Consider the following 21,902-nt stretch of genomic DNA (forward strand, 5'->3'; position numbering starts at 1 on the left):
TTATCGGTTGACGGACGTGTCGCCGTCCATCTGGCGACGGAGTGAAAGCGGGCGCATGTCGGTCCAGACCGCAGCAATGTGGTCGAGGCAGGCTTGTTTCGACCCCTCGAAGCCGCCATCGCGCCAGCCAAGGGGGATGGGCTTGTAGGTCGGCCAGATCGAGTATCGCTCCTCGTCGCTGATGACGACGCGGTGCGGAAAGTCAATGGTTTGGTCCTGGTTGCTCATGGCGTTGTTCCGTCGGAGAGGGGGATGAGGCCGAAACCTGCAAGCGATTGCAGGCCGTTCAGGAAGGCATCGTGGATGGCTGTGATGTCGCCATCCGAATGGGCGGTGGAAAGGAAGCCGCCCTTGTCGCCGCTGCGCAGATGAATGCCAGCGGTGAGCAGTTCGAGCGACAGCAATCCCAGTGCAAGCGGCGGAATGCGGCTGCGGTTGACCGCAATCGAGAAGAAGGAGCCGAACTGGGTGAAGACAACGGGCAGCCGCGCTGCCGCAAGCGAGACATTGAGGCGCTCGACAAGGCTGCGCGTGCGTGCGTTGAGGTCATCCTGAAGAGACCTGCCTTGCTGGAGCATGTACGTCGCGGCTGCGCGCGCGGCTGCAAGCGCCAAGGGGTGGCGGCAATAGGTTCCGGCAAAAAAGGTCGGTTGGGCTGGGGGAACAGACTCATCCCCGAAAGACCAGGGGCCACCGTCGATATGGTTCATCAACCGATTGCTGCCCGCAATCAACGCCAGCGGCAGTCCGCCGCCAGCAATCTTGCCATAGGTCGCCAGATCCGCCTCGACTTCGAAATGTTGCTGCGCGCCGCCGGGTGCGACGCGAAAGCCGCTGATCATCTCGTCGAAAATGAGGACAGCACCCGTCCGCTGCGTCACATCACGCAGCGCATGCAGAAAGGCGCGGGGCTGGACGTCGATATTGCGACTTTGCACCGGCTCAACCAGCACGGCGGCAAAGGTTTCGCCATCCCGCTCCAAGATGTCCAGTGCGCGCGGGTCGTTATAGGGGAGCAACACCACATCCTCCGCCGTTGCAGGCGAAATGCCGGGAAAGGCGGGAACGGTGCGCTCGTCATCGGGGGCGGCAATGCGGTTCAGAACCTGATCCGAATGGCCGTGATAGGAGCCGATGAACATCGCAATTTTGTGCCGCCCGGTCGCCGCCCGCGCCAGCCGCAGCGCGGTCATCACGGCTTCGGTGCCGGTATTGGTGAAGGTTACTCTTTCCTTGCCCGTCAGCTTGCAGAAGAGCGCTGCGGTCTCGCCTGCCAGATCAGATTGCGGCCCAAGCGCAAAGCCCTTGGCAAGCTGTGCCTCAATCGCGTCACGGATAAAGGGCGGATTGTGACCAAAGAGGTTGATGCCCATCCCCATCAGCACATCGATATAGCGATTGCCGTCGATATCATGCAGTACTGTTCCCTCCGCCCGGTCTACCACAATCGGGTAGAGTGCCTCCTTGGCCATCAGCGAGAAGGGAACGCCGATTGCCGATTTATCAGAGAGCACGCGCCGGTTTTGCGCACTTGCCACCTTCGACTTTTCCGTCTTCATATTGAAAGCGGCTATGATGGCGGCTGCCGCTTGGGCGGGCGTCGGATTGCTCGTCAACGCATTCATAGGGCGGTTTCCTTTGCGGTCTCTGCCTGCTTTTCGGCAGTGGGCGCTTTCCGGCAGAAGAAATAGGCGGCATGGCTGTCATCGACCGGCCCGCCTTGCGTGCTGCGCAATTCGACGGAAAAGCCGCTTTCATGCAGCGCGCGTGACATGGCGTCGAGATTGTGACCCCAGATTCGGTTGACAACCGAATGATGCTCCCAATGCGGCCGCAAGCGGCTGAAGCGGGAGAGGAGTGCGAGGCGGATACGCCGGAACTGAGCTAACCGGACGAACAGCCGATCCAGCATGGAAACGGGATGCGCATCGGGACGACGGTAGATATCGACGGTGAAGGCACCCCGGTTTGCTGCCGAGTCATATTGCGGTGTAATCAGCCACGCGAAGTCGGTGTTGATCTCGCCCTCCGTTGGATGGCCGCGCCAATAGCGCGACATCTGGGCCGGATGGTTGACGTCGAACACGAAAATGCCGCCCGGCTTCAATGCGCGGCTGACGCTCGAAAACACAAAGACCAGATCGTTGAGGCTTTGCATGTGATTGAGCGAGGCGCTGGTGCACAAAACGGCATCAAAGGGCGTGTCGAAGGTGAAATTGCAGGCATCGCCCTCCGTGAAGGTCACCGACGGGGCGTTTTCGCGCGCATAGCGCAGCATGTCGGCGGAGCCGTCGAGGCCAATCACGTTAAAACCGCGCTCCGAGAGAGCCGCCGCGAGCTGGCCGGTGCCGCAGCACAGATCCAGAATAGCACCACCAGCTGGCACATGGGGCAGCACCACACGCTCGATCGGACCGATCTTATATGCGCCGTAGCGGGGCCCAAGCGTGCGGTTATAGAGCCACGCCCAGTGATCGTATTTGCTTGCTTGTTCAAGCATATCTCTGCTCATTTTCTTTGGAAGGGTTGAGCGCGCCAGAGAGAATGAAGGCGCGCAGATAGGAGCGAAAAAGGCGAAGGTCGAGCGCTGGCTCGACAATCGATGCGAGCGCCAGCGCGCGATGCGTTTCACGGCGCTCAACGGTGCGGATTGTGCCCTGCGATGAACTGGCTGGCTTTTGTTCGAAAAGACCCATCAGCGGGTAAAGCGGATGATCGGTCTCTTCCCGCGCAATGCGATCAAGCTCGGCACGCCATTCCAGCCGGGGAATGCGTTGCAAATGGAGCCCTTCGGCCGCTGCCGCCTCAAACAGCAGCGCGGAGGAGACGGGCGACGAATGGACCAGATGGAAGGTTTGGCCAATCGATGAGGGTTCGTCCGCAAGGGCAATGATCGCGTGCGCGACCGTGTCCACCGGCAGCATTTCCAGCGGGGTGTCACCCTCTGGCGCAAGCCCTGAGCGCAGATAGCCCTGCATGAGCCGGCACAGGATGTCGGCTTTGTTGAAAGTGCCGGTGCGGCTATCGCCCGAAATCGCGCCGGGGCGGTAGATTGTCACCGGGAGACCACGCTCTTTGGCGGCTTGCGCAAGATGCTCCGCAACCCACTTGGTCTGGTTGTATCCGCCAGCAGGCAAGGGGAAGTCCCCGATCACGGCGCTTTCGCCTATCGTTTCCCCGGCTCCTCGGCGTGTCAGGGCGCTGAGCGAGGAAATAAGATGCAAGGGCCGTCCTCGGCCCACCGCCGCCAGCCGGATCGCCTCGACCGTGCCGCCGACATTGGGAGCGCGAAGGCGTTGATAGGGATGCAGATGATGAACCTCCGCGCCATTGTGGATGATGGCGTCTATGCTTTCACCAAGTGCCGTGTAGACGGCATCGGAAAGCCCGAATTTTTGCTGTGAGAGATCGCCCGGCAGCGGCCTGATGCGTTCAGCAAGGTCATCCCGCCACAGACCGTAGGATTGAAGCGATTGGCGCAGGCGATCCGCCCCGGTCACGCCCCGGACGAGGCAGGAGACCGTGCGAGACTTGTCCTTGAGCAGTTCGCTGAGCAGGTAAGCGCCCAGAAAGCCTGTCGCTCCAGTGAGAAACACATGGCTCAAAGGATGAGTAGACACAATCTGTGCCGGAATGCGGATGGCCGCATCAAGCTCGGTATCGGCCCGGCACATCTCCTCTTCCGTCATCAGGCTGTGGTTTCGGTTGCTTATCCTTGCCGCCAGTGCTTCGACCGTCGGGGCCTCGAAGAGATCGATAATGGCGATGTCGAGGCCGAACGCCGATTTGGCAAGGGCCGATAGCCGCGTGGCCAGCAGCGAGTGACCGCCGATTACGAAGAAATCATCAGTGGCCGAGACAGGCGGGCATCCGAGCACTTGCGCGAAAATTGCCGCGATTGCGTTTTCCGTCTCTCCTTGCGGCGGACGGCCAGCCTGTGGTGTCAGATCCAGAAGCGGAAGTGCTTTTGTGTCGATCTTTCCATTGACGGTGAGTGGCAAGCGATCAAGCCAGACGAAGGCGTCCGGCACGAGGTAGCGGGGCAGATGTGCGGCGAGGAATGCCTTCATGTCCACGGCGCTGATGGTGGTTGCCTCCTTGGCGACGCCGTAGGCAATGACGCGCTTTTCACCATCAATCTCGTGGATCACGACTGCCGCAGCCACTATGGTGGGATGCGTCAGCACCATGGCCTCGATTTCACCCGGCTCGATGCGATAGCCACGGATTTTCACCTGATCGTCGAGGCGGCCAAGCACCCGGATGCGGCCATCCGCCCGTTGGCAGGCACGGTCGCCTGTTCGATAGAGCACGCCGCCCGTCGCGGAAAATGGATCGGGCACGAAGCGCTCGGCTGTCAGTGCCGGGCGACCGTGATAGCCCCGGGCAATGCCAAGCCCGCCGATATGCAGTTCGCCCGGTTGACCGACCGGAACCGGCTCCAGATTGGCGTCGAGCACATAGAGTTGCTTGTTGGCAGCGGGCAGCAAGGTTGCCTCAATGGGATGACCGTTGCCGCAGGGGACCATGCTCGCATTGACCGTTGTTTCCGTCGGGCCATAGGCGTTGATGAACAGCCGCCCCGTTCCCCAACGTTCGATCAATTCGGGCGTCGGGGCTTCGCCGCCGGTTAGCACCATGCGCAGTGCTGGATAATCGCCCGATGGCAGCGCGATGAGCGCGGAGGGTGTCATTGTCACATGTGTTACGGCTTGCGTTTTCATGTGTTCGGCAAGCGCTGGTCCGGGCAGAAGGTCGCTGGCGGGCAGCAGCAGCAATGACGCGCCTGCGCCAAGCGCCATGACGAGTTCTGGAATCGAGGCATCAAACGAGAAGGAGAAGAACTGGAGCACACAATCGCCCGGCTTCACCCCGCCAATACGGATCTTGTGTTGCGTCAGGTTGACGAGGCCCCTGTGCTCGACGAGCACGCCTTTTGGCCGCCCGGTCGATCCTGAGGTGTAGATGATATAGGCAAGGTGATCGGGCCGATTGACGAGATCAGGATTGCCCGTCGCCGCATCCCGTGGCCAATCGGTATCGAGATCAATGCGGGTTACCGTCTCCGGCAATGTCCGGCGGCTTTCGGTCAAAACCAAGCGGGCTTGCGAATCTGAGAGCATCATGGCGAGGCGTTCCGGCGGATAGGCCGGATCCAGCGGCAGATAGGCAGCGCCAGACTTGAGCACGCCGAGCCAAGCGGCAATCATATCGAAACCGCGCTCAAGCGCGATGGCAACGATGGTCTCTGGACCCGCACCCAGACCGCGCAGGTGGTGCGCGATCTGGTTGGCGCGTCGGTTGAGGGCGTCATAGGTCAGGGTGCGTCGCTTGCCATCACTGACATGAACAAGCGCAATCGCGTCTGGTTTGCGGGCGGCGTGGGCCTCGAACACCGTGTGGAAAAAGGCCTTCTCATCAAAAGGTTTCGCCGTTGCATTCCAGCCGACGATCTGGCGCTGACGCTCCTCGGTTCCGAGCAAGGGAAGAATGGCAAGGGCCGTGTCCGGCTCAATGGCAATTGCTTCGATCAGCACACCGAAATGGGCGGCGAGGGAGGCGATTGTCTCAGAGCGGAAAAGCGCTGTGTCATATTCGAAAGTGCCATGGATCGTGTTTCCGGCATCGATCAGGTTAAGGCTGAGATCGAGTTTCGCAACACCATCGTGTCGTGGCAGGCGGGTCAGCGCGAGGCCCGAAAGTCCGACCCTTTGCGAAGGCTGAGCATCGAGCTGGAACTTCAATTGGAAAAGCGGATGGACGCTCGGATCGCGCTCCGGCTTCAGTGCTTCCACCAATTGCTCAAAAGGCAGGTCTTGGTGGTCAAGCACCGACCAGAGGGTCGCTTGGCTTTGGCGCAGCGTCTCGCGAAAGCTCGCTGCGGGATGAAGCCTTGTGCGCACCGGCAGCGGATTGACGAAGAGGCCGATCAACCCTTCCGTTTCCCGGTGACGACGGTTGGCGACGGGCGTGCCAATCACCAGATCCCTTTGCCCGGTATAGCGATAGACGAGGGTGTTGAAGGCCGTAAACAGCGTGGCGAACAGGGTGGCACCTTCTGCTTTCGCAAGCGCTTTCAGCCGGGCCGTCGTGGCCGCATCGAAGGCGATGGAATGCAAGGCTCCGGCATTGGCCTGAACAGGTGGCCGGGTGAAATCCCCCGGCAATTGCGTGGCGGGAAGCGGAGCTTCCAGATGATCTGTCCAGAACGCTAAAGACCGCTCAAGCGCCGGGCCTGCCAGATGGTCGCGCTGCCATGCGGCGAAGTCGCCGTATTGGATGGGAAGCGCTGGCAGATCAAGCTCAACGCCCGACACCTTGGCCTGATAGATCGCGGAGAGATCGCCAAGCAGCACATCCATCGACCAACCGTCCCCGGCAATGTGGTGCAGCGTCAGCAGCAAAAGGGTTCGCTCGGGGCCAAGGCGGATTGCCGTGAGACGGAGGGGCGACTCAAAGGCCAGATCAAATGGCCGCCGCGCTTCCTCTTGCCGTATCCGGTCGATTTCCGCCTCATCCGGCATATCACCCTGTCGGTCGATCAATTGCAGCGGAATATCACTGTCGGCGATGATGCGTTGAGAGGGCATGCCATCCCGCATATTGATGCGGGTGCGCAGGATGGCGTGGCGCTCTGCGACGGCCTGAAGCGCTGCCTGCAATGCGGAAAGATCGATGCTGCCGTGGGCCTCAACAGCCAGCGATATGTGGTGAAGGCCAGCCTCCGGCATCATCTGTTCCACAAACCACAAGCGCTGCTGGGCAAAGGAAAGCGGCGGCCTGTCCGCATGACGGGCCGGGATTGTCTCGCTATGTGTCGCGTCTTGATAAGCGACGTCCAGGGAAAGATTCGCAATGATCTCCGCCTTGCGGGCGCGGATCGCGTCGGTGATGTCCTGCGTGAGCACGCTCTCGCAGCCGGAAAGTCGCAGCCGCCCATCGACGCATGTGATGCGGATGCCTTTTTCCGACAGGCGCGACAGCAGCGCTTCCACCGTTTCGGGAGCGGTCATCGGCATGCCTCCACCAGAGCGCACCGGACCTGTTGCACACACAGTTTATGTGTGGAAACGACCATCTTGGAGATGCCTTTGCCCGGGACTATTTTGAACGTCATTACAACCTCAGATTGGATTGTGAATTTCGATTATGGAGGCGTTGAGCTGCTGTTTATATTGTTGACTAAGATATTCAAGAATTATATGCAAGTGCCAATTCGATGGCGACCACAGATTGCCATCACCGAAATTTCAAGCGGCTGAGTGTCCTTTTTGAAAGAGACAAGAGCATGGGTCGGCGACGGGCGGATTTTCCGCGGCGCTCTTCAGCAAGGGGTGGATGGCAGTGAACGATACGTCCTGGACGCAACGAACCTCGGAAAGTTCAGTGGATTTTATATCTATAATTCATATGCTTGAGCATCGTGCTCGGGATATGGAGGATGATGTGGCCATGCGCTTCTTTCATGATGACGCGGTCGCTGCGGCGCAGGCGAGGCCGGATTCCTGGACCTGGCGCATGCTTCGCGATCGGGCGCGGCGTGTTGGTCAAGAGATTGCGCAGACAGGACTTGTCATCCCCGGCGCACGTATTCTCGTGGTCTATCCGCCGGGCCTTAGCTTCATCGCCGCTTTCCTTGGATGCCTTTACGCAGGCACTGTTCCCGTGCCCGTTCCGGCCCCGCGGCGTGCTGATGGAATCAATCGCTGGCTGCATATCGCGCAGGATGCCGGGATCTCCGGAATTCTCTGTGCCGACGACCTTCTGGACGGGCTTCGCCCCCTTCAACGGGCAGTCGGACATGGCTTTGCGCTCGCCCCTAAAGCAGCCGATCCGGCGCGCCCGGTCGTCTTTGAAGATGACGGCAGGCCATTCCATGCGCCGGAGGCAAAGCATGTCGCTTTCTTGCAATATACGTCGGGTTCGACGAGCGATCCGAAGGGGGTCATGGTCACGCATGGCAACCTGATGGCCAATCTGCGGCAGATCAGCACTGCCTTCGAATACGACCCATCCGACATATCCGCCTGCTGGCTGCCGCACTATCACGATATGGGGCTGATCGACGGCATCCTGTCGCCGGTGTTCAACGGCTTTCCAGTGGCGCTGATGGCGCCTGCCTCGTTCCTGCGCAGGCCTCTGCGCTTTCTGGAGCTGGCAAGCCATGTTCGCGCCACCGTCATTGGCGGCCCGAATTTTTCCTACGAGCACTGCGTCGATAAATATGCGCCGGAGGCGGCCGCCGGACTTGATCTCTCCAACGTCCGAATCGCCTATAACGGGGCCGAACCGATCCGCCCGAAGACGCTAGAGCGCTTCACCGCCGCCTTTGCGCCCCACGGTTTCCATAGTAGGGCCTTTTATTGTTGCTACGGGCAGGCAGAAGCCACGCTGTTCCAGACGGGTAACAGTCCCGACGATCCACCGCTGATCCTGTCCGTCAGCCGCAAGGCGCTTGTCGAAACCGGGGCTGCGGTCGAAGCGGATGATGGCGACGAGCATGATAAGCTCGCCCTTGCCGCCTGCGGTCGCCCTGCCGAGGGGCTTGACCTTGCGCTTGTCGATCCCGAGGCGGGCCTGCGTGTGGATGATGGCACGGTCGGCGAGATCTGGATTCGGGGTCCGAACGTGACCCCCGGCTATTGGGGCCGCGCTAAACTGAACGCAGAGACCTTTGATCAGGTGCTGGATGGATCGCGTGGTTGGCGCCGGACCGGTGATCTGGGCTTTCGCCGCAATGGGCAGCTCTACATCACTGGTCGGCTGAAAGACCTGGTGATCATCCGCGGGCAGAACCATCACCCGGAAGATATTGAGCAATCCGTTTTCTCCAGCCATCCGGCGCTTGCACAAGGCCGGGCAGGGGTCTTTGCCATCGAGGTCGATGGCGAGGAGCAATTGGGCGTGGTCTGTGAGCTGACCCGCGAGGGCCTGCGCGATCTTGATGGTGATGACGTCATCCGTGCCGTGCGCGGTGCCGTCTCGCGCAATCACAATGTCAGGGCCGCCGTCATTGCGCTGCTGCGGCCGAGCAGTCTGCCACGCACGCCGAGTGGAAAAGTCCGCCGCTTCGCTTGCCGACAGGGGATCGTGACGGGGGATCTGCGCATCGTTGCCCGCTGGGATGCAAAGCCGCAGAGCGTGCTCAATGCCCCGGCAATTGCCGAGCAACGAAGCTGGCGTGACCAGCTTCTGGAGGTGCCCAAAGCTCTTCGCAAGGAAGCACTGCGGCATCTGCTGCGGCAGGAAGTGGCTATGCTTGCCCGGCTGGGCGAAGGGGATTTGCCCGGAAATTCCGCTGGTTTCTTCGATCTTGGTCTCGACTCTGTGGCGCTCGTCAATATCGGCGCTACGGTTGAGCGGGAACTCGGCGTGCCGGTCCGGCCAACACTGATTTTCGAACATCCCACCATCCTGGCCCTTTCGGACCATCTCTACGGCCTCATCGAAGACGATCAATCGGAGACCGTGCCTCTTCAGGACGTAAAGCTCCAGAGCAATGGGCCTGTGGCTCAGACCCCGCCCGCGTTAGCATCTGGGTCTGCCTCTGTCGCCAGCTCCGCTATTACCTCGGAACTTGCTGCCCTGAAGGCATTGCTTCGCTGAGCACAGCATCCGCAATTTGAACGAGAGAAACCCTATGACTGACGTTGAAACCCCGACCCCGGACATGGTTGACCAGGATGAGATCCTCTCGATTTTAAAAGATGCGCGCGCGCGTCTGGAGGCGGCGCAAAGGGAGAAGGACGAGCGCGTGGCAATCGTCGGCATGGCCGGGCGCTTTCCCGGTGCCGATGATATCGATGCGTTCTGGGATCTTTTGGAGCAAGGTCAAAGCGGCCTTCGCTCTGTCACGGATCACGAATTGCAAGAGGCTGGCGTCGATCCCACGATGGCGGCCCGGCCGGATTATGTCCGCGTCTGGGGTGGCTTCGACGATCCAACGGCTTTCGATGCCGGTTTCTTCGGCTATTCGCCGCGCGATGCGGAATTGCTGGATCCACAACATCGTGTCTTCCTCGAATGCGCAGCGAATGCACTCGACCATGCGGGCTATAACAGCGCCACCTATGCCGGGCGTATCGGCGTCTTTGCCGGTGGCGCGCTCAACTATCATTTCAGCCAGATACAGGCCAATCCGCAGCTCAGGGAGGCAACGGACCCGATCCATGCGGGCCTTGGCAATGTGCTTGGCATGATTGCTTCGCGTGTCGCCTATCACCTTGATCTCACCGGGCCAACCGTAGGCGTTCAGGCGACTTGTGCCACGGCGCTCGTGGCGCTTCATCTCGCGGCACGCGGCCTGTTAGCGCGTGAGGCGGATATGGCGCTGGCGGGTGCCATCGCCATCGGCCAACCGCGCCCGGAAGGCTATCTCTACAAGAGCGAAGGCATCGCCTCCCCGGACGGGGCATGCCGTCCGTTTGACGCCAATGCCAAGGGCACCGTGTTCACCAATGGCGTCGGCGTCCTCGTTCTCAAACGGCTGAGCGACGCGATTGCTGACGGCGATACAATTCATGCTGTTCTCAGCGGCTCGGCCATCGGCAATGACGGTTCCGCCAAAGTCGGGTTAACAGCGCCCAGCGTTGCCGGGCAAACGGCGGTGCTTCAGGCAGCCCTTGCCGACGCCCGCCTTGACGCCTCTGAGGTGGACTATGTCGAAGCACACGGAACCGCCACGACCCTCGGCGATCCCATCGAAATCCGCGCCCTGTCCAGTGTGTATGGCGATACGCTGAAACAGCAGGGCCGCCGCTGCGGTCTTGGTTCTGTAAAGGGCAATCTCGGACATATGGATGTGGCCGCCGGAATGGGAGGGCTGATCAAGACCATTCTTGCGCTGAAGCACCAGATCCTGCCCGCCAGCATCAATTTTACCAGCGCGAACCCGGCCCTTGATCTGGCGGCGAGTCCTTTCGACATCGTGGCGCAGCAGCGGCCTTGGCCGGTGACAGAGCTGCGCAAGCGTCGCGCGGCCATAAGCGCCTTTGGCATGGGCGGGATGAATGCGCATGTGATCATTGAAGAGCCGCCGGTTCGGGATAGCGAAGCGGACACCACTGGGCCTTATCTCTTGCCACTCTCGGCCAAGACGCCCGAAGCGCTGGCGGCGATGCGAAGCGCTGTGGCCGATCATCTTGGCACCGATGATGGAGCAAAGCTTGCCGATATTGCCTATACCCTCCGGCAGGGCCGTCGGACGATGGAGCATCGCTTTGTCGCCCTCGCAAAGGACAGAGACGCTGCCGCGCAGATCATCCGCAGCGGAGAAGGCCCCCATTGTGTCGCGGGTGAGCCGCTGGCTGGCGATGCAAGTTTGATCCTGCTGTTTCCCGGACAGGGAGCACAATATCCGGGAATGGCGCGGGCGCTGTACGAGACGAATGCAACATTCCGCACCGCCTTCGATGCCTGCCTGCGCTTGATGCCGCAGGAACTTGACCTTGCGGCCATCATCTTTGGCGATGGCACAACGACAGAGCAACTTTCCCGCACAGAGATAACGCAGCCAGCACTTTTCGCAATCGAGTATGCGCTGGCGCAGATGTGGCTTGCCAAGGGCATCAAGCCACGGGCCATGGTCGGTCACAGTCTCGGGGAATATGTTGCGGCCTGCCTTGCCGGGGTCTTCTCGCTGCAAGATGCGGTGACGCTGATTGTTGCCCGTGGGCGGCTGATGCAGGCCTGCCCGCCCGGTGCCATGCTCTCCGTTATGCTCTCAGAACAAGAGGCGCGCGCATCGCTTTCGCCAGACGTGGACCTTGCTGCCGTCAACGGTCCGCGCAGCACGGTTCTGGCGGGCACGGCAGAGGCAATTGCCGAACTCGCGGCCCGGTTTGATCGCAGCGGTATCGGCAGGCAAGACCTCAAGACCTCCCATGCCTTTCACAGCTTCATGATGGAGCCTGCGCTTGAAGCGTTTGCGCAGGTGCTCGGCACGGTGACGCTCAACCCGCCGCAGATTGACATTGTCTCGAACCTGACGGGCGATTGGCTGACGGCACAGGAGGCGACCGACCCAGCCTATTGGGTGGCCCATCTGCGCCAAACCGTTCTGTTTGGCCCCTGCCTTGCGCGGGTGCTTGAATTGCCGGCCCCGTTTCTTCTCGAAGTCGGACCCGGCTCCACACTCACCCGGCTTGCACGCCAGCAAGGAAAGGCTCAGCTTCGCGTTGCCACCTCGCTGCCCGATGCGAAGGCGCTGCTCGACGCCTGCGACCACGCGCTGCTGGCATTGGCGGAGCTTTGGATCGCGGGCATTGATGTCGAACTTGTTGCCGAAAAAGATGCAGGCCCGCGCCGCCGCGTGCCACTTCCAACCTACCCTTTTCAGCGCAGTTCCTACGCGATTGCGCGGATTGCACCAACCGAATCCATGCCCGACGAAGCGGCCCGGCAACCATCAATCGAGGACTGGCTTTACCAGCCGGTCTGGCAACGTGCGCCCATTGAGCATCTCACAACGAGCGGTCACGAGCATTGGTTGATTCTTGGCGGCGAAGAGACTGTCGCCGCGATCGGTCCGGTTTCGGATCAGATCAAGGTCACACGGGTACGGTCTGGCATAGCCTATGAAAATGCCGGGGGCACGTATCACATCGACTCCGCTGACCCACAGCACTACAGCGCAGTTCTTGCTGATCTTGCCGCCAACGGTGCAACACTGACCCAGATTGTCAATGGCTTCTCCCTTGATGCCAACGCTGCCCCGGACACAGCTTTCGCCAGCAGTTTTGCGCTCGCGAAAGCCCTGACCACAACCGAGAGCCGCCCGCCGCTTCTGACTGTTCTGGCATGCGGCCTGCATGCTGTGACTGGCGCAGAGGTTGTTGATGCGCAGGCGGCCAAAGTGCTTGGCATGCTCCGCGTCTTGTCGCAGGAAATTCCGGGCATCTCCTGCCGAAGCATCGATTTTCCATCGGCAGAAGGTGCCATTGTGCCCGGCCTCGCTGAGGCGCTATCACGCCCTTGGCGTGACGATAGAACCGTGATGGCGCTGCGCAATGGCTATTGCTGGGTTGAGAGCCACGTGCCGACGTGCCTGCCGGAGCCAGCCGATGTTCCGGCTCTCACGGCGGGGGCCACCTACCTCATCGCAGGCGATCTCCTCGACGGTCTCGCTCTCGTTTATGCTAGGTCGCTGGTTCAAACACTGGGCGCGAAGGTTGTCCTTGTTGGACCAAGCGGGCTTCCGAATGCTGCGGATTGGGAACACTGGCTTGCCTCGCACGGGCCGAAGCATCCGGTGAGCGCATTGATCCGGGCTTTGCGCGGCATTGGCACACCGGGCGAGGATTACGTGCTGTTCAGCGGTGATCTCGCTGACCCTGCTTGGCTTGCCACATGCCTCAACTCGCTTGGCGCACCATTTGGCCCGATCCGTGGGGCTTTCCAGACGGCGGCTATGGGCGAGGTTTATCACTGCCCGCTCACAGAGGCCACAGTCGAGCGCAATGCTGCACTGTTTGCAACTAAGGTTGATGGCTTGAACGCTCTGTCAGCGGCGCTTGCCGATCACACCCCCGATTTCGTCCTCGTTCAGTCCTCCCTCTCAACGCTGGTGGGCGGTGCGGGGCTTGCCGCCTATGCAGGGGCCAATAGCTTTCTTGATGCCTTTGTTGATGCACGGCGCGGCGCACATCGTCCGGTCTGGCAGGCAATCGCGTGGGATACATGCCTTCCTTTTGGCACCACGCGAGAGGAGGCAACAGGCTTTCTTAACGACGCGATTGACGCCGACGAGGTCTGGCGGGCAACCCGGGCGGTTCTTGCCCAGCCACAGGTCTCCCGGCTTGCCGTGACGCCGGTTGATCTGCGCCATCGCATGGCCGCAGCGCGGCAGGAACCAAGGGCCGGTGTGGCTGTAGATCAGCAGGAGAACATCGGGCGCGAGCGTGTGCAGGCAGCGTTCATCGCCCCGCGTGATCCCATCGAGACCGATGTGGCGGCTGTTATCGGGGAACTCCTTGGCATTTCCCGTGTTGGAATCGATGACAATTTCTTCGAGCTTGGTGGGCATTCCCTGCTTGCCGTGCAGGTCGTGACGCGGTTGCGCAAGCAATTCTCAATCGAGTTGCCCATGCGCGCCCTGCTGTTTGATGCGCCCACTGTCGGGGGCATCGCGGCCGTCATCCGTGAGCGCCTTGAGGCCGCACGGAAAGAACAGGCAGAGCTTGCCGCCCTTCTGGACGACATTGAGGCAGAGGCGCTCCGCAAGGAAGCCTGACTGTCACCTGCCTTCCATCAGCAATACGTAAAGGAATGACGACGATGAAATTCAGCCTGTTTTATTTCGATGGCGATGGCTCTGCTACGAACGGTGACAGCTATCGGCTGCTGATGGACAGCGCACGGTTTGCCGATGACAATGGCCTGAGCGCGCTCTGGGTGCCAGAGCGCCATTTCCATGCCTTCGGCGGCCTCTATCCCAATCCGTCGATGATCCATGCAGCACTTGCCATGGTGACGAAGCGGGTGCAATTGCGCTCCGGCAGCATTGTTCTGCCGCTCCATCATCCCGTGCGCGTTGCGGAAGAAATTGCCGTTGTGGACAATCTCTCGCAAGGCCGTGTGGGTGTCGCGATTGCGTCGGGCTGGACGCGCAACGAATTCGTACTATCGCGTGAGCCGCACGGCAGCCGCCGCAGCCTGATGTGGCGCAGCTTTGATCAGGTTACCAAGCTGCTTGCTGGCGAGACGCTGACCTTTGAAGATGCGGAAGGCAACACTGTGGAGGCAAAGACGCTGCCGCGTCCAGTGCAGCCGCGCGTGCCTTTTTGGGTGGCGTGCCAGTCCATGGAGACCTTTGTGGAAGCGGGCCGTCGCGGCATCAATGTGCTGACGGCATTGCTCGGCGAGACATTGGAAAGCCTGACACCCAAGATCGCCGCCTACCGCCGGTCGCTGGAAAAGAACGGTTTTGATCCGGCTGCGGGCACCGTGAGCATTATGGTGCACACCTATCTCGGCGGCGATGTCGAGACCGTGAAGGCCAATGTAAAAGGCCCCTTCAGCGATTATCTCAGAACCCATTATCATCTGCTCGAAGGGCTGGCGCGCAGCATGGGTCTTGATATCGCGCTCGAGAATTTCAGCCGGGACGATCTCGACAGCCTGATCGAGTTCGGAGTTGAGGGCTTCATCAAGGGCCGCTCTCTGATCGGCACGCCGGAAAGCACCGCAGAGACAGTGGAAGCGCTGGGTGCGGCGGGCATTGATGAAATCGCCTGCCTGATCGATTTCGTGCAGGATTACGATCTTGTCATGGGCGGTCTGCCGCATCTCGCGCGGCTTGCGCGCCAGCATGCACCGCAGCCGACAATCGCGCAAGTCGTATAGGGAGACTGCCCGTGAACTCTGCCGATCCGATTCTGGCGCTGCGCGCCCGCGTTGCGGCGCTCAGTCCTGCTGAGCGCGAGGCTTTCCGCCGCCAGCTCGAAGCCCGTGGGATCGCCTGGGAACGGGTGGCCCCGGAAGAGACGCCACAAGAGACGTCAAGGGTGTCAACGCGCCCCGCCCGCTTGCCGCTGACACCCGGCCAGAAGCATTTCTGGCTCCAGCAGAGCCTCTATCCCGAGAGTTCTGCTTATCACGTCGCCTATCGCTGGCGGTTTGAGGGGCCGCTTGATCGCGCAGCCCTTGAGCGCAGCCTTGCAACGATTGTCTCCCGGCATGCGCCGCTCAGAACCGCCTTTCCCGTCGAGGCGGGCGAGCCGTGGCAGGAGGTTCATCCAGACCATGCTTTTGCTCTGGGCTTTACCGATCTGGAAGCGACAGGCGAGGATGGTGAGGCGCTGGCGCTGGCTGTTGCGACTGAGCCTTTCGATCTCTCAAAGGCACCGCTGATCAGGGCACATCTCTTCCGGCAGCATGAGAGCGAGCACCTGCTGGCGATCACCCTCCATCACATCGTTGCGGATGGCTGGTCACGCGGTGTGCTGATGCGCGAGCTGACGGCCTGCTACCGCGCCTATCGTATGGGTGCTGCGCCCGCGCTTTCGCACATCACGCGTGATTTTGGGGATCTGGTTCTCGATCAACACGCATGGCTTCAGCGCCGGGATTGCGGACGAGACCGCGACTACTGGAAACAAACCCTCGCCGATCTCAAGCCGCTGGAATTGCCAAGCGACCGATCCCGCAGCAGCAGCGTTGACATGACGGCGGCCACCGTGACACGGGTTATTCCCGTCTCGGTGTCGTCGCAGGTCGCATCGCTCGCCAGCCAGCTTGGAACCACGCCTTTTGTGGTGATGGCTGCGGCCTTTTCGCTGCTGCTTCATCGCTACAGTGGCGAGCGTGACCTGTCGGTCTGCGTGCCCGTTGCCGGACGGGACAATCCGGATGCCGCAGGGCTGATTGGGCTGTTTACCAACACATTGGTGCTGCGCGCGCAACTCGACCCGCGCATGACGTTTTCGCAGTGGGTCGGGGCGGTTCAGGAGCGCTTCTCGGACGCGCTCGACCATCAGGCATTTCCCTTTCCGCTGATTGCTGAGGCACTTGGCATGAGCCGCGACCAACGGCAGAGCCCGCTTTCGCAGGTTATGTTCCAGTTGCAGTCGCAAGACTACCGCGCACAGAATGCCGAGCAGATCGATTTCGGCATCGATGGTCTCATTGTTCGCCAACAGCCAGCACGGCTGAGTGAAACAAAGGTCGATCTCAGCTGGTATGTGATGGAGCGGGAATCCGGCTATCTGCTGAACATCGAATATCGCGTGGCGATCTTTGATGCCTGGCGGATCGAGCGCATGGCCGCCCATTTCGAGGTTTTGCTCGGCTCCATCCTGCAATCTCCCAATGCTCTGCTGCCAAGGCTTGCCTATCTATCAAAGGAAGAGCATGCAACTGTGGTTGCACTTGGAACGCCAACCGCGCGGCCCGTGCCTGACATCACCATGCACGATGCCATTGCGCACGTTGCCCGGCACCAACCCGATGCCATTGCACTGGAAAGCAAGGGCCAAAGTTGGACCTATGGCGAATTACAGAAAGATGTGGACGCACTTACTGACACGCTCGTCGGCCTTTCGGTTCACCCCGGCGATAGGGTTGCCGTTTCGCTGCCGGGCAGGGGGCAATCCGTCATTGCTTTCCTCGCCATTCTGAAAGCGGGTGCCGTCTATGTTCCGCTCGATCCCGATCATCCAGCGGACCGGGTTGCCTATATGCTTGAGGATTCCGGTGTCAGTCTCGTATTGACGGACAGGGCCGATCTCTATCCGGCCCAGCGCTCCCTTGATCCGACCCGCCCGCTGCCGGTGAGCGAGACCCCTGCCGCGCTGCCGCCCTCTGATCCCGCGCGCATTGCCTATCTTCTCTACACCAGCGGCAGTACGGGCCGACCGAACGGCGTGCCGATTGCCCATGCAAGCCTGCTCAATCACCTGCGCTCTATGGCCGTCTCGCCGGGGCTTGCGCCCGGTGATCGGCTTTTGGCAATCACCACGCCCACCTTCGACATTTCCATTCTGGAAATGCTCCTGCCGCTCAGCGTCGGCGCGACCACCGTGCTTTACGGCCAAGACCTGCTGCTTGCGCCACAGCGGCTTGCCGATGTGCTTGTGACCGATCGCATCTCACATTTGCAGGCAACACCCGCCTATTGGCGCATGTTGATCGACAGCGGCTGGGAGGGATTGCCGCATCTGATAGCCCTTTGCGGCGGCGAGGCACTGGATGCACCGCTTGCCCGCAAGCTGATCGACCGTACGAAAGAGCTATGGAACGTCTATGGGCCGACAGAGGCGACAATCTGGGCAAGCGCGCTGAAGGTCACCCACGCCCACGCGGAAAGCGGCAAGGTTCCCGTTGGTGGCCTGCTCGACAATACCCACCTTCACGTTCTCGACGCCTATATGCAGCCCTTGCCGCGCGGCATTGGCGGCGAACTCTATATCGGCGGGCCGTGCCTCAGCCCCGGTTACTGGAACCGCCCGGCTCTTACTGCCGCCCGTTTCGTGCCGAACCCGTTCTATGATGAAAACAGCCCTGCGCTTAGGCTCTATCGCACCGGCGATGCGGTTGTTCGTCTGGCAAATAGCGAGATCGAATTTATCGGCCGCACGGATTTTCAGGTCAAGCTGCGCGGCTACCGCATCGAGATCGGTGAGATCGAGGACAAGCTGCTGCGCGAAAGCGTTGTTGAGCAGGCCATCGTCACGCTCGACGCCGAAAACGAACGGCTGATTGCCTATGTGCTCGTTCGCGATTGGCCGACAACGAACGATGGCGAGATTGAGCGCAAGCTGCGCCAGTCGCTGTCCGCGCAATTGCCGCGCTACATGGTTCCGACCGCCTTTGTGATTCTGGAGGAGTTTCCGCTCAATCCGAATGGCAAGGTGGATCGCAAGCAGCTTCCGATCCCCCAGCTTTCCACAACGCGCGCGGAGCCAATTCCAGCCCGCAATGCCATCGAGGCGACGCTACTGGAAATATGGAAGGCCGTGCTGCGGCGGGAAGATATCGGCATCGAGGATAATTTCTTCGATCTCGGTGGTGACTCCATTATCGGGGTTCAGATCGTTGCGAAGGCGCAAGCCAAGGGGCTGAAGCTCGAACCGACCCAGATTTTCGAGTTGCAGACAATCGCGGCACAGGCAATCGCAGCCGTTGCCGAAAGCGCGGTCCATACGATTGAGGTTCAGGCAATTGAGGTTGCCGAAAGCGGACCCAGCTTCGAGATGACGCCAGTGCAGGCGGGCATGCTGTTCCACAGTCTGATGGCCCCAGCCTCAGGGACCTATATCGAGCAATGCTGGTGCGTGCTGGAAGGCACGTTGGATGCCGATGCCTTCAAATCGGCGTGGGGGAGGGTGATCGCCCGCCACGAGGTCTTGCGCGGTGCCTGCCGCTGGACGGATGTCGAGCGGCCCATCATGGTCATTGCCGAGGATGTTGTGCCGGAATGGCGCGAAGCGGACTGGTCGGGCGAAGACGCGGCAGGGCAGGAGACAGCCTTTGCGGCATGGCTGGAGGCGGATCGCCGTCGTGGCTTTACGCTGGATGCTGCACCCCTTTTGCGGTTTGCGCTGATCCGGCTCGGTCCCGGCCGCCATCGCTTCGTCTGGAGTTTCCACCACCTGTTGATGGACGGCTGGTGCGGCTCGCTCTTGGTCGGTGAAATGTTGAAGGCTTATGCAGGCGAAAGCCTGCCAGCGCCTCCCCCGTCTTATCGCCAATACGTCGCGTGGCGCGACCGGCAGGATATCACGGCTGCACAAGCCTATTGGTCGCACGCTCTTGCCGATCTGCCGCAAGGCGGATTTTTGGGAGAGACAAAAATTGGCGAGGCGGCACAGGAGGCCATTATCGAGATCCGGCGCAGCCTTGACGCCAGTCTCGCAACGCGGCTTGCCGCCATGGCGCGGCGGGAGCGGCTGACGCTGGCGACCGTGCTACAGGGGGCCTGGGCGCTGCTTCTATCGCGCTATGGGGCCGAGGATGATGTGATCTTCGGAACGGTTTTGTCGGGCCGCCCGCCTGACCTGCCAGATGCAGACCGAATGATTGGCCTGTTCCTCAACACGGTGCCGTTTCGTGCCCGGACACGACCGGAGGAGAGGGTGGCCGAATGGCTTCAAGGCCTCCAGTCTGCGCATCGCCAGCGGGAAAAGCACGGGCATGCAGCGCTTGCCGATATCCAGCGCTGGGCTGGCAAGACCGCCGATCAACCGCTTTTCGACACATTGCTGATCATCGAGAACCTGCCGCTTTCGATGCAGGCGGCCTTTGCGGAAGGAACGCACACGCTCACCCTCAGCGATCCCGGCAGCTATGAGCGCACGCATTACCCGTTGTCGCTCCGGATCTTTCCCGGTGCCGAGATAGAGATTGCGCTTGCCGCAGACCCGTCACGTCTGTCGTCCACCAAAGCTGATCGTCTGCTGCGGCATTACGAGACTTTGCTCTCATCCATCGCCGATGATCCACGGGCATGCCTTGGCACAATTGAGATGCTTAAGCCCGATGAGCGAGACATCCTGCTCCAGACGGGCCGAGGTCCGCAGACGCAGCCATGTGCTGCCGTGCATGACCAGATCATCGCACGGGCGAAAGAAGAACCGGGCAAAGCCGCCGTCGTTCAGGTGGGTGAGGGCCGCGATAGCACCATGTCCTATGGCGATCTCGCAGGTTATGCGGAGGCTCTTGCCCTTCGTCTTTACCAGCAAGGCATTGGCCGGGGCGCGGTCGTTGCGGTCTATCTACGGCGTGGAAGCGCATTGCTGCCCTCACTGCTGGCCGTCATGCGGTCGGGTGCTGCCTATCTGCCAATTGATCCCGACTATCCGGCAGAGCGCATTGCCTACATGCTGGCCGATTCTGGTGCAGCACTGGTCCTGACGGATCTTGGGGACAGTGAGCGGGCGGTTATACCGCAAGATGTTCCGGTGCTGGACCCGACTGAGGCATTCGGTTGTGCGCAGGCATCCTTCGAACCTGCTGCGGTGCAGGCCGATGATCTCGCCTACATTCTTTATACCAGCGGCAGCACCGGCCAGCCCAAGGGCGTGGCAATCACCCATGGTGCGCTTGCCAATTTCATCGAGTCCATGGCCGACAGGCCGGGGATTGGCGCGGACGACCGCCTGCTGGCGCTGACCACGATTGGCTTCGACATTGCGGGGCTGGAATTGTTCGCGCCTCTTTCGCAAGGCGCAACAGTGCTGCTTGCGGACAGCGCCATTGCCCGCGACGGTCGGCGTCTTGCCGCGCTCGTGGATCGTGTGCAGCCGAGTGTCATGCAGGCAACGCCCGCCGGGTGGCGCATGCTGATCGAGGCGGGGTGGCGCGGCTCTCAGGAGCTTCGTATGCTGTGCGGCGGCGAGGCGCTGGACAGCCTTCTTGCGGCGGAGTTGCTGGATCGGGGCGATTGCCTGTGGAATCTTTACGGTCCAACCGAGACAACCATCTGGTCTGCGGCCACTGAGGTGCGGCGTGAAGACCTCAATGGTCATAGCGTCACGGTTGCAGGCCCCATTCAGAATACCCAACTCTATGTTCTCGACCGGCGCGGGGAACCCGTACCACCGGGCACGCCGGGAGAATTGCACATCGGCGGTGCGGGATTGAGCCCGGGCTACTGGGGCAAACCCGGCCTGACGGCAGACAGGTTCATCCCCAACCCTTTCCGGCGTGGTCCGCAGGACGGCTACCATCTTTACCGCACTGGCGACCTCGTGCGCTTGGCGGAGAATGGCGCGCTCGATTTTCTCGGACGGATCGACAATCAGGTGAAGCTGCGCGGCTACCGAATCGAACTCGGGGAGGTCGAGGCACGGCTTGCGGCCCATCCTCGCGTTGCTGAAGCGGCAGTGCTTGTCGAGGATGGCGGCGCTGGCAAACAGCTCATCGCCTATCTGCGTTGGCGAGAGCCATTTGTCGGCGATGCAAGCGCGGAGCTTGGACCGCATGTGGCAGGTAGCCTGCCGCTCTACATGCTGCCATCGGCCTATGTCGCGCTTGATGCCTTCCCGCTGACGCCAAACGGCAAGGTTGATCGTCGCGCACTTCCGGCCTGCCGGCCAAAACCGGCACAGCGGCAAACGCACCTGCCGATCTCTGGCGAGCCCGCTGCAACGCTTGCCGCCATCTGGCGAGAGGCGCTTAAAATCGACCACGTCAATCCGGGTGACAATTTCTTTGAATGCGGCGGCCATTCGCTGCTTGTTGTCTCTTTGCAGGGTGTGATCGGCAAGCGTTTTGGCGTATCGATTGATATTACGGCCTTTTTCCAGTTTCCGACACTGGAAACTCTGGCCGCCCATATCGCGCAGCTCCAAGCCGGTCGTGAAGGCCAGTGGTCTGGAGGTGATCGAACCCTCTTGCGCCAGACGGGCCGCGATCGCCTTGCAGGTCGTCGTGGCCTGCGGGCCGAACGCACAGGTGCCTGACGC

At 61.2% G+C, this 21,902-nt stretch carries 8 protein-coding genes; 4 read left to right on the forward strand and 4 right to left on the reverse strand.

The window, feature by feature from the left end; all coding sequences use genetic code 11:
- From AVI_RS26930 to AVI_RS26945, 4 genes are read right to left on the reverse strand one after another with little or no spacing between them, the layout of a single operon-like run.
- On the reverse strand, positions 1-228 hold the full coding sequence (locus tag AVI_RS26930) for an MbtH family protein (protein WP_041699761.1): 228 nt from the start codon (positions 226-228) through the stop codon (positions 1-3).
- The gene (locus AVI_RS26935) at positions 225-1,625 is read right to left on the reverse strand and encodes an aspartate aminotransferase family protein (RefSeq protein WP_015918422.1); all 1,401 of its coding nucleotides are present in this window, start codon (positions 1,623-1,625) and stop codon (positions 225-227) included. The genes AVI_RS26930 and AVI_RS26935 overlap by 4 nt, the downstream gene beginning before the upstream one ends.
- Complete coding sequence (locus AVI_RS26940; RefSeq protein WP_234895218.1) at positions 1,622-2,500, reverse strand: class I SAM-dependent DNA methyltransferase; 879 nt, start codon at positions 2,498-2,500, stop codon at positions 1,622-1,624. The genes AVI_RS26935 and AVI_RS26940 overlap by 4 nt, the downstream gene beginning before the upstream one ends.
- A complete protein-coding gene (locus tag AVI_RS26945; RefSeq protein WP_015918424.1) occupies positions 2,493-7,013 on the reverse strand; it encodes a non-ribosomal peptide synthetase in 4,521 nt (1,506 codons plus the stop codon). Before AVI_RS26945 ends, AVI_RS26940 begins: the two co-directional genes overlap by 8 nt.
- 325 nt (positions 7,014-7,338) lie before the next feature.
- Between AVI_RS26945 and AVI_RS26950 the strand changes: the two genes are divergently transcribed.
- Genes AVI_RS26950 through AVI_RS26965 form a run of 4 tightly spaced genes read left to right on the forward strand, consistent with a single transcriptional unit; the run spans position 7,339 to position 21,899 of the window.
- On the forward strand, positions 7,339-9,606 hold the full coding sequence (locus AVI_RS26950) for an AMP-binding protein (RefSeq protein ID WP_015918425.1): 2,268 nt from the start codon (positions 7,339-7,341) through the stop codon (positions 9,604-9,606).
- 34 nt (positions 9,607-9,640) lie between these two features.
- A complete protein-coding gene (locus tag AVI_RS26955) occupies positions 9,641-14,230 on the forward strand; it encodes a type I polyketide synthase (protein WP_049777539.1) in 4,590 nt (1,529 codons plus the stop codon).
- 44 nt (positions 14,231-14,274) lie between these two features.
- Positions 14,275-15,342, forward strand: coding sequence for an LLM class flavin-dependent oxidoreductase (locus AVI_RS26960; RefSeq protein ID WP_015918427.1), 1,068 nt, complete (start codon positions 14,275-14,277; stop codon positions 15,340-15,342).
- An 11-nt stretch (positions 15,343-15,353) separates the two neighbouring features.
- Entirely contained in the window at positions 15,354-21,899 is a 6,546-nt protein-coding gene (locus AVI_RS26965; RefSeq protein WP_041699764.1) for a non-ribosomal peptide synthetase, read from the forward strand.
- The last annotated feature ends 3 nt before the right edge of the window (positions 21,900-21,902 follow it).

This window comes from Allorhizobium ampelinum S4, from assembly GCF_000016285.1.
In the GTDB taxonomy this organism is placed as follows: domain Bacteria; phylum Pseudomonadota; class Alphaproteobacteria; order Rhizobiales; family Rhizobiaceae; genus Allorhizobium; species Allorhizobium ampelinum.

Excerpts from the sequence above, each read along its gene's own strand:
- AVI_RS26955 (WP_049777539.1), top strand. The coding sequence starts at position 9,641 with ATGACTGACGTTGAAACCCCGACCCCGGACATGGTTGACCAGGATGAG.
- AVI_RS26950 (WP_015918425.1), top strand. The coding sequence starts at position 7,339 with ATGGCAGTGAACGATACGTCCTGGACGCAACGAACCTCGGAAAGTTCA.
- AVI_RS26935 (WP_015918422.1), bottom strand. The coding sequence starts at position 1,625 with ATGAATGCGTTGACGAGCAATCCGACGCCCGCCCAAGCGGCAGCCGCC.
- AVI_RS26960 (WP_015918427.1), top strand. The coding sequence starts at position 14,275 with ATGAAATTCAGCCTGTTTTATTTCGATGGCGATGGCTCTGCTACGAAC.
- AVI_RS26945 (WP_015918424.1), bottom strand. The coding sequence starts at position 7,013 with ATGACCGCTCCCGAAACGGTGGAAGCGCTGCTGTCGCGCCTGTCGGAA.
- AVI_RS26930 (WP_041699761.1), bottom strand. The coding sequence starts at position 228 with ATGAGCAACCAGGACCAAACCATTGACTTTCCGCACCGCGTCGTCATC.
- AVI_RS26940 (WP_234895218.1), bottom strand. The coding sequence starts at position 2,500 with ATGCTTGAACAAGCAAGCAAATACGATCACTGGGCGTGGCTCTATAAC.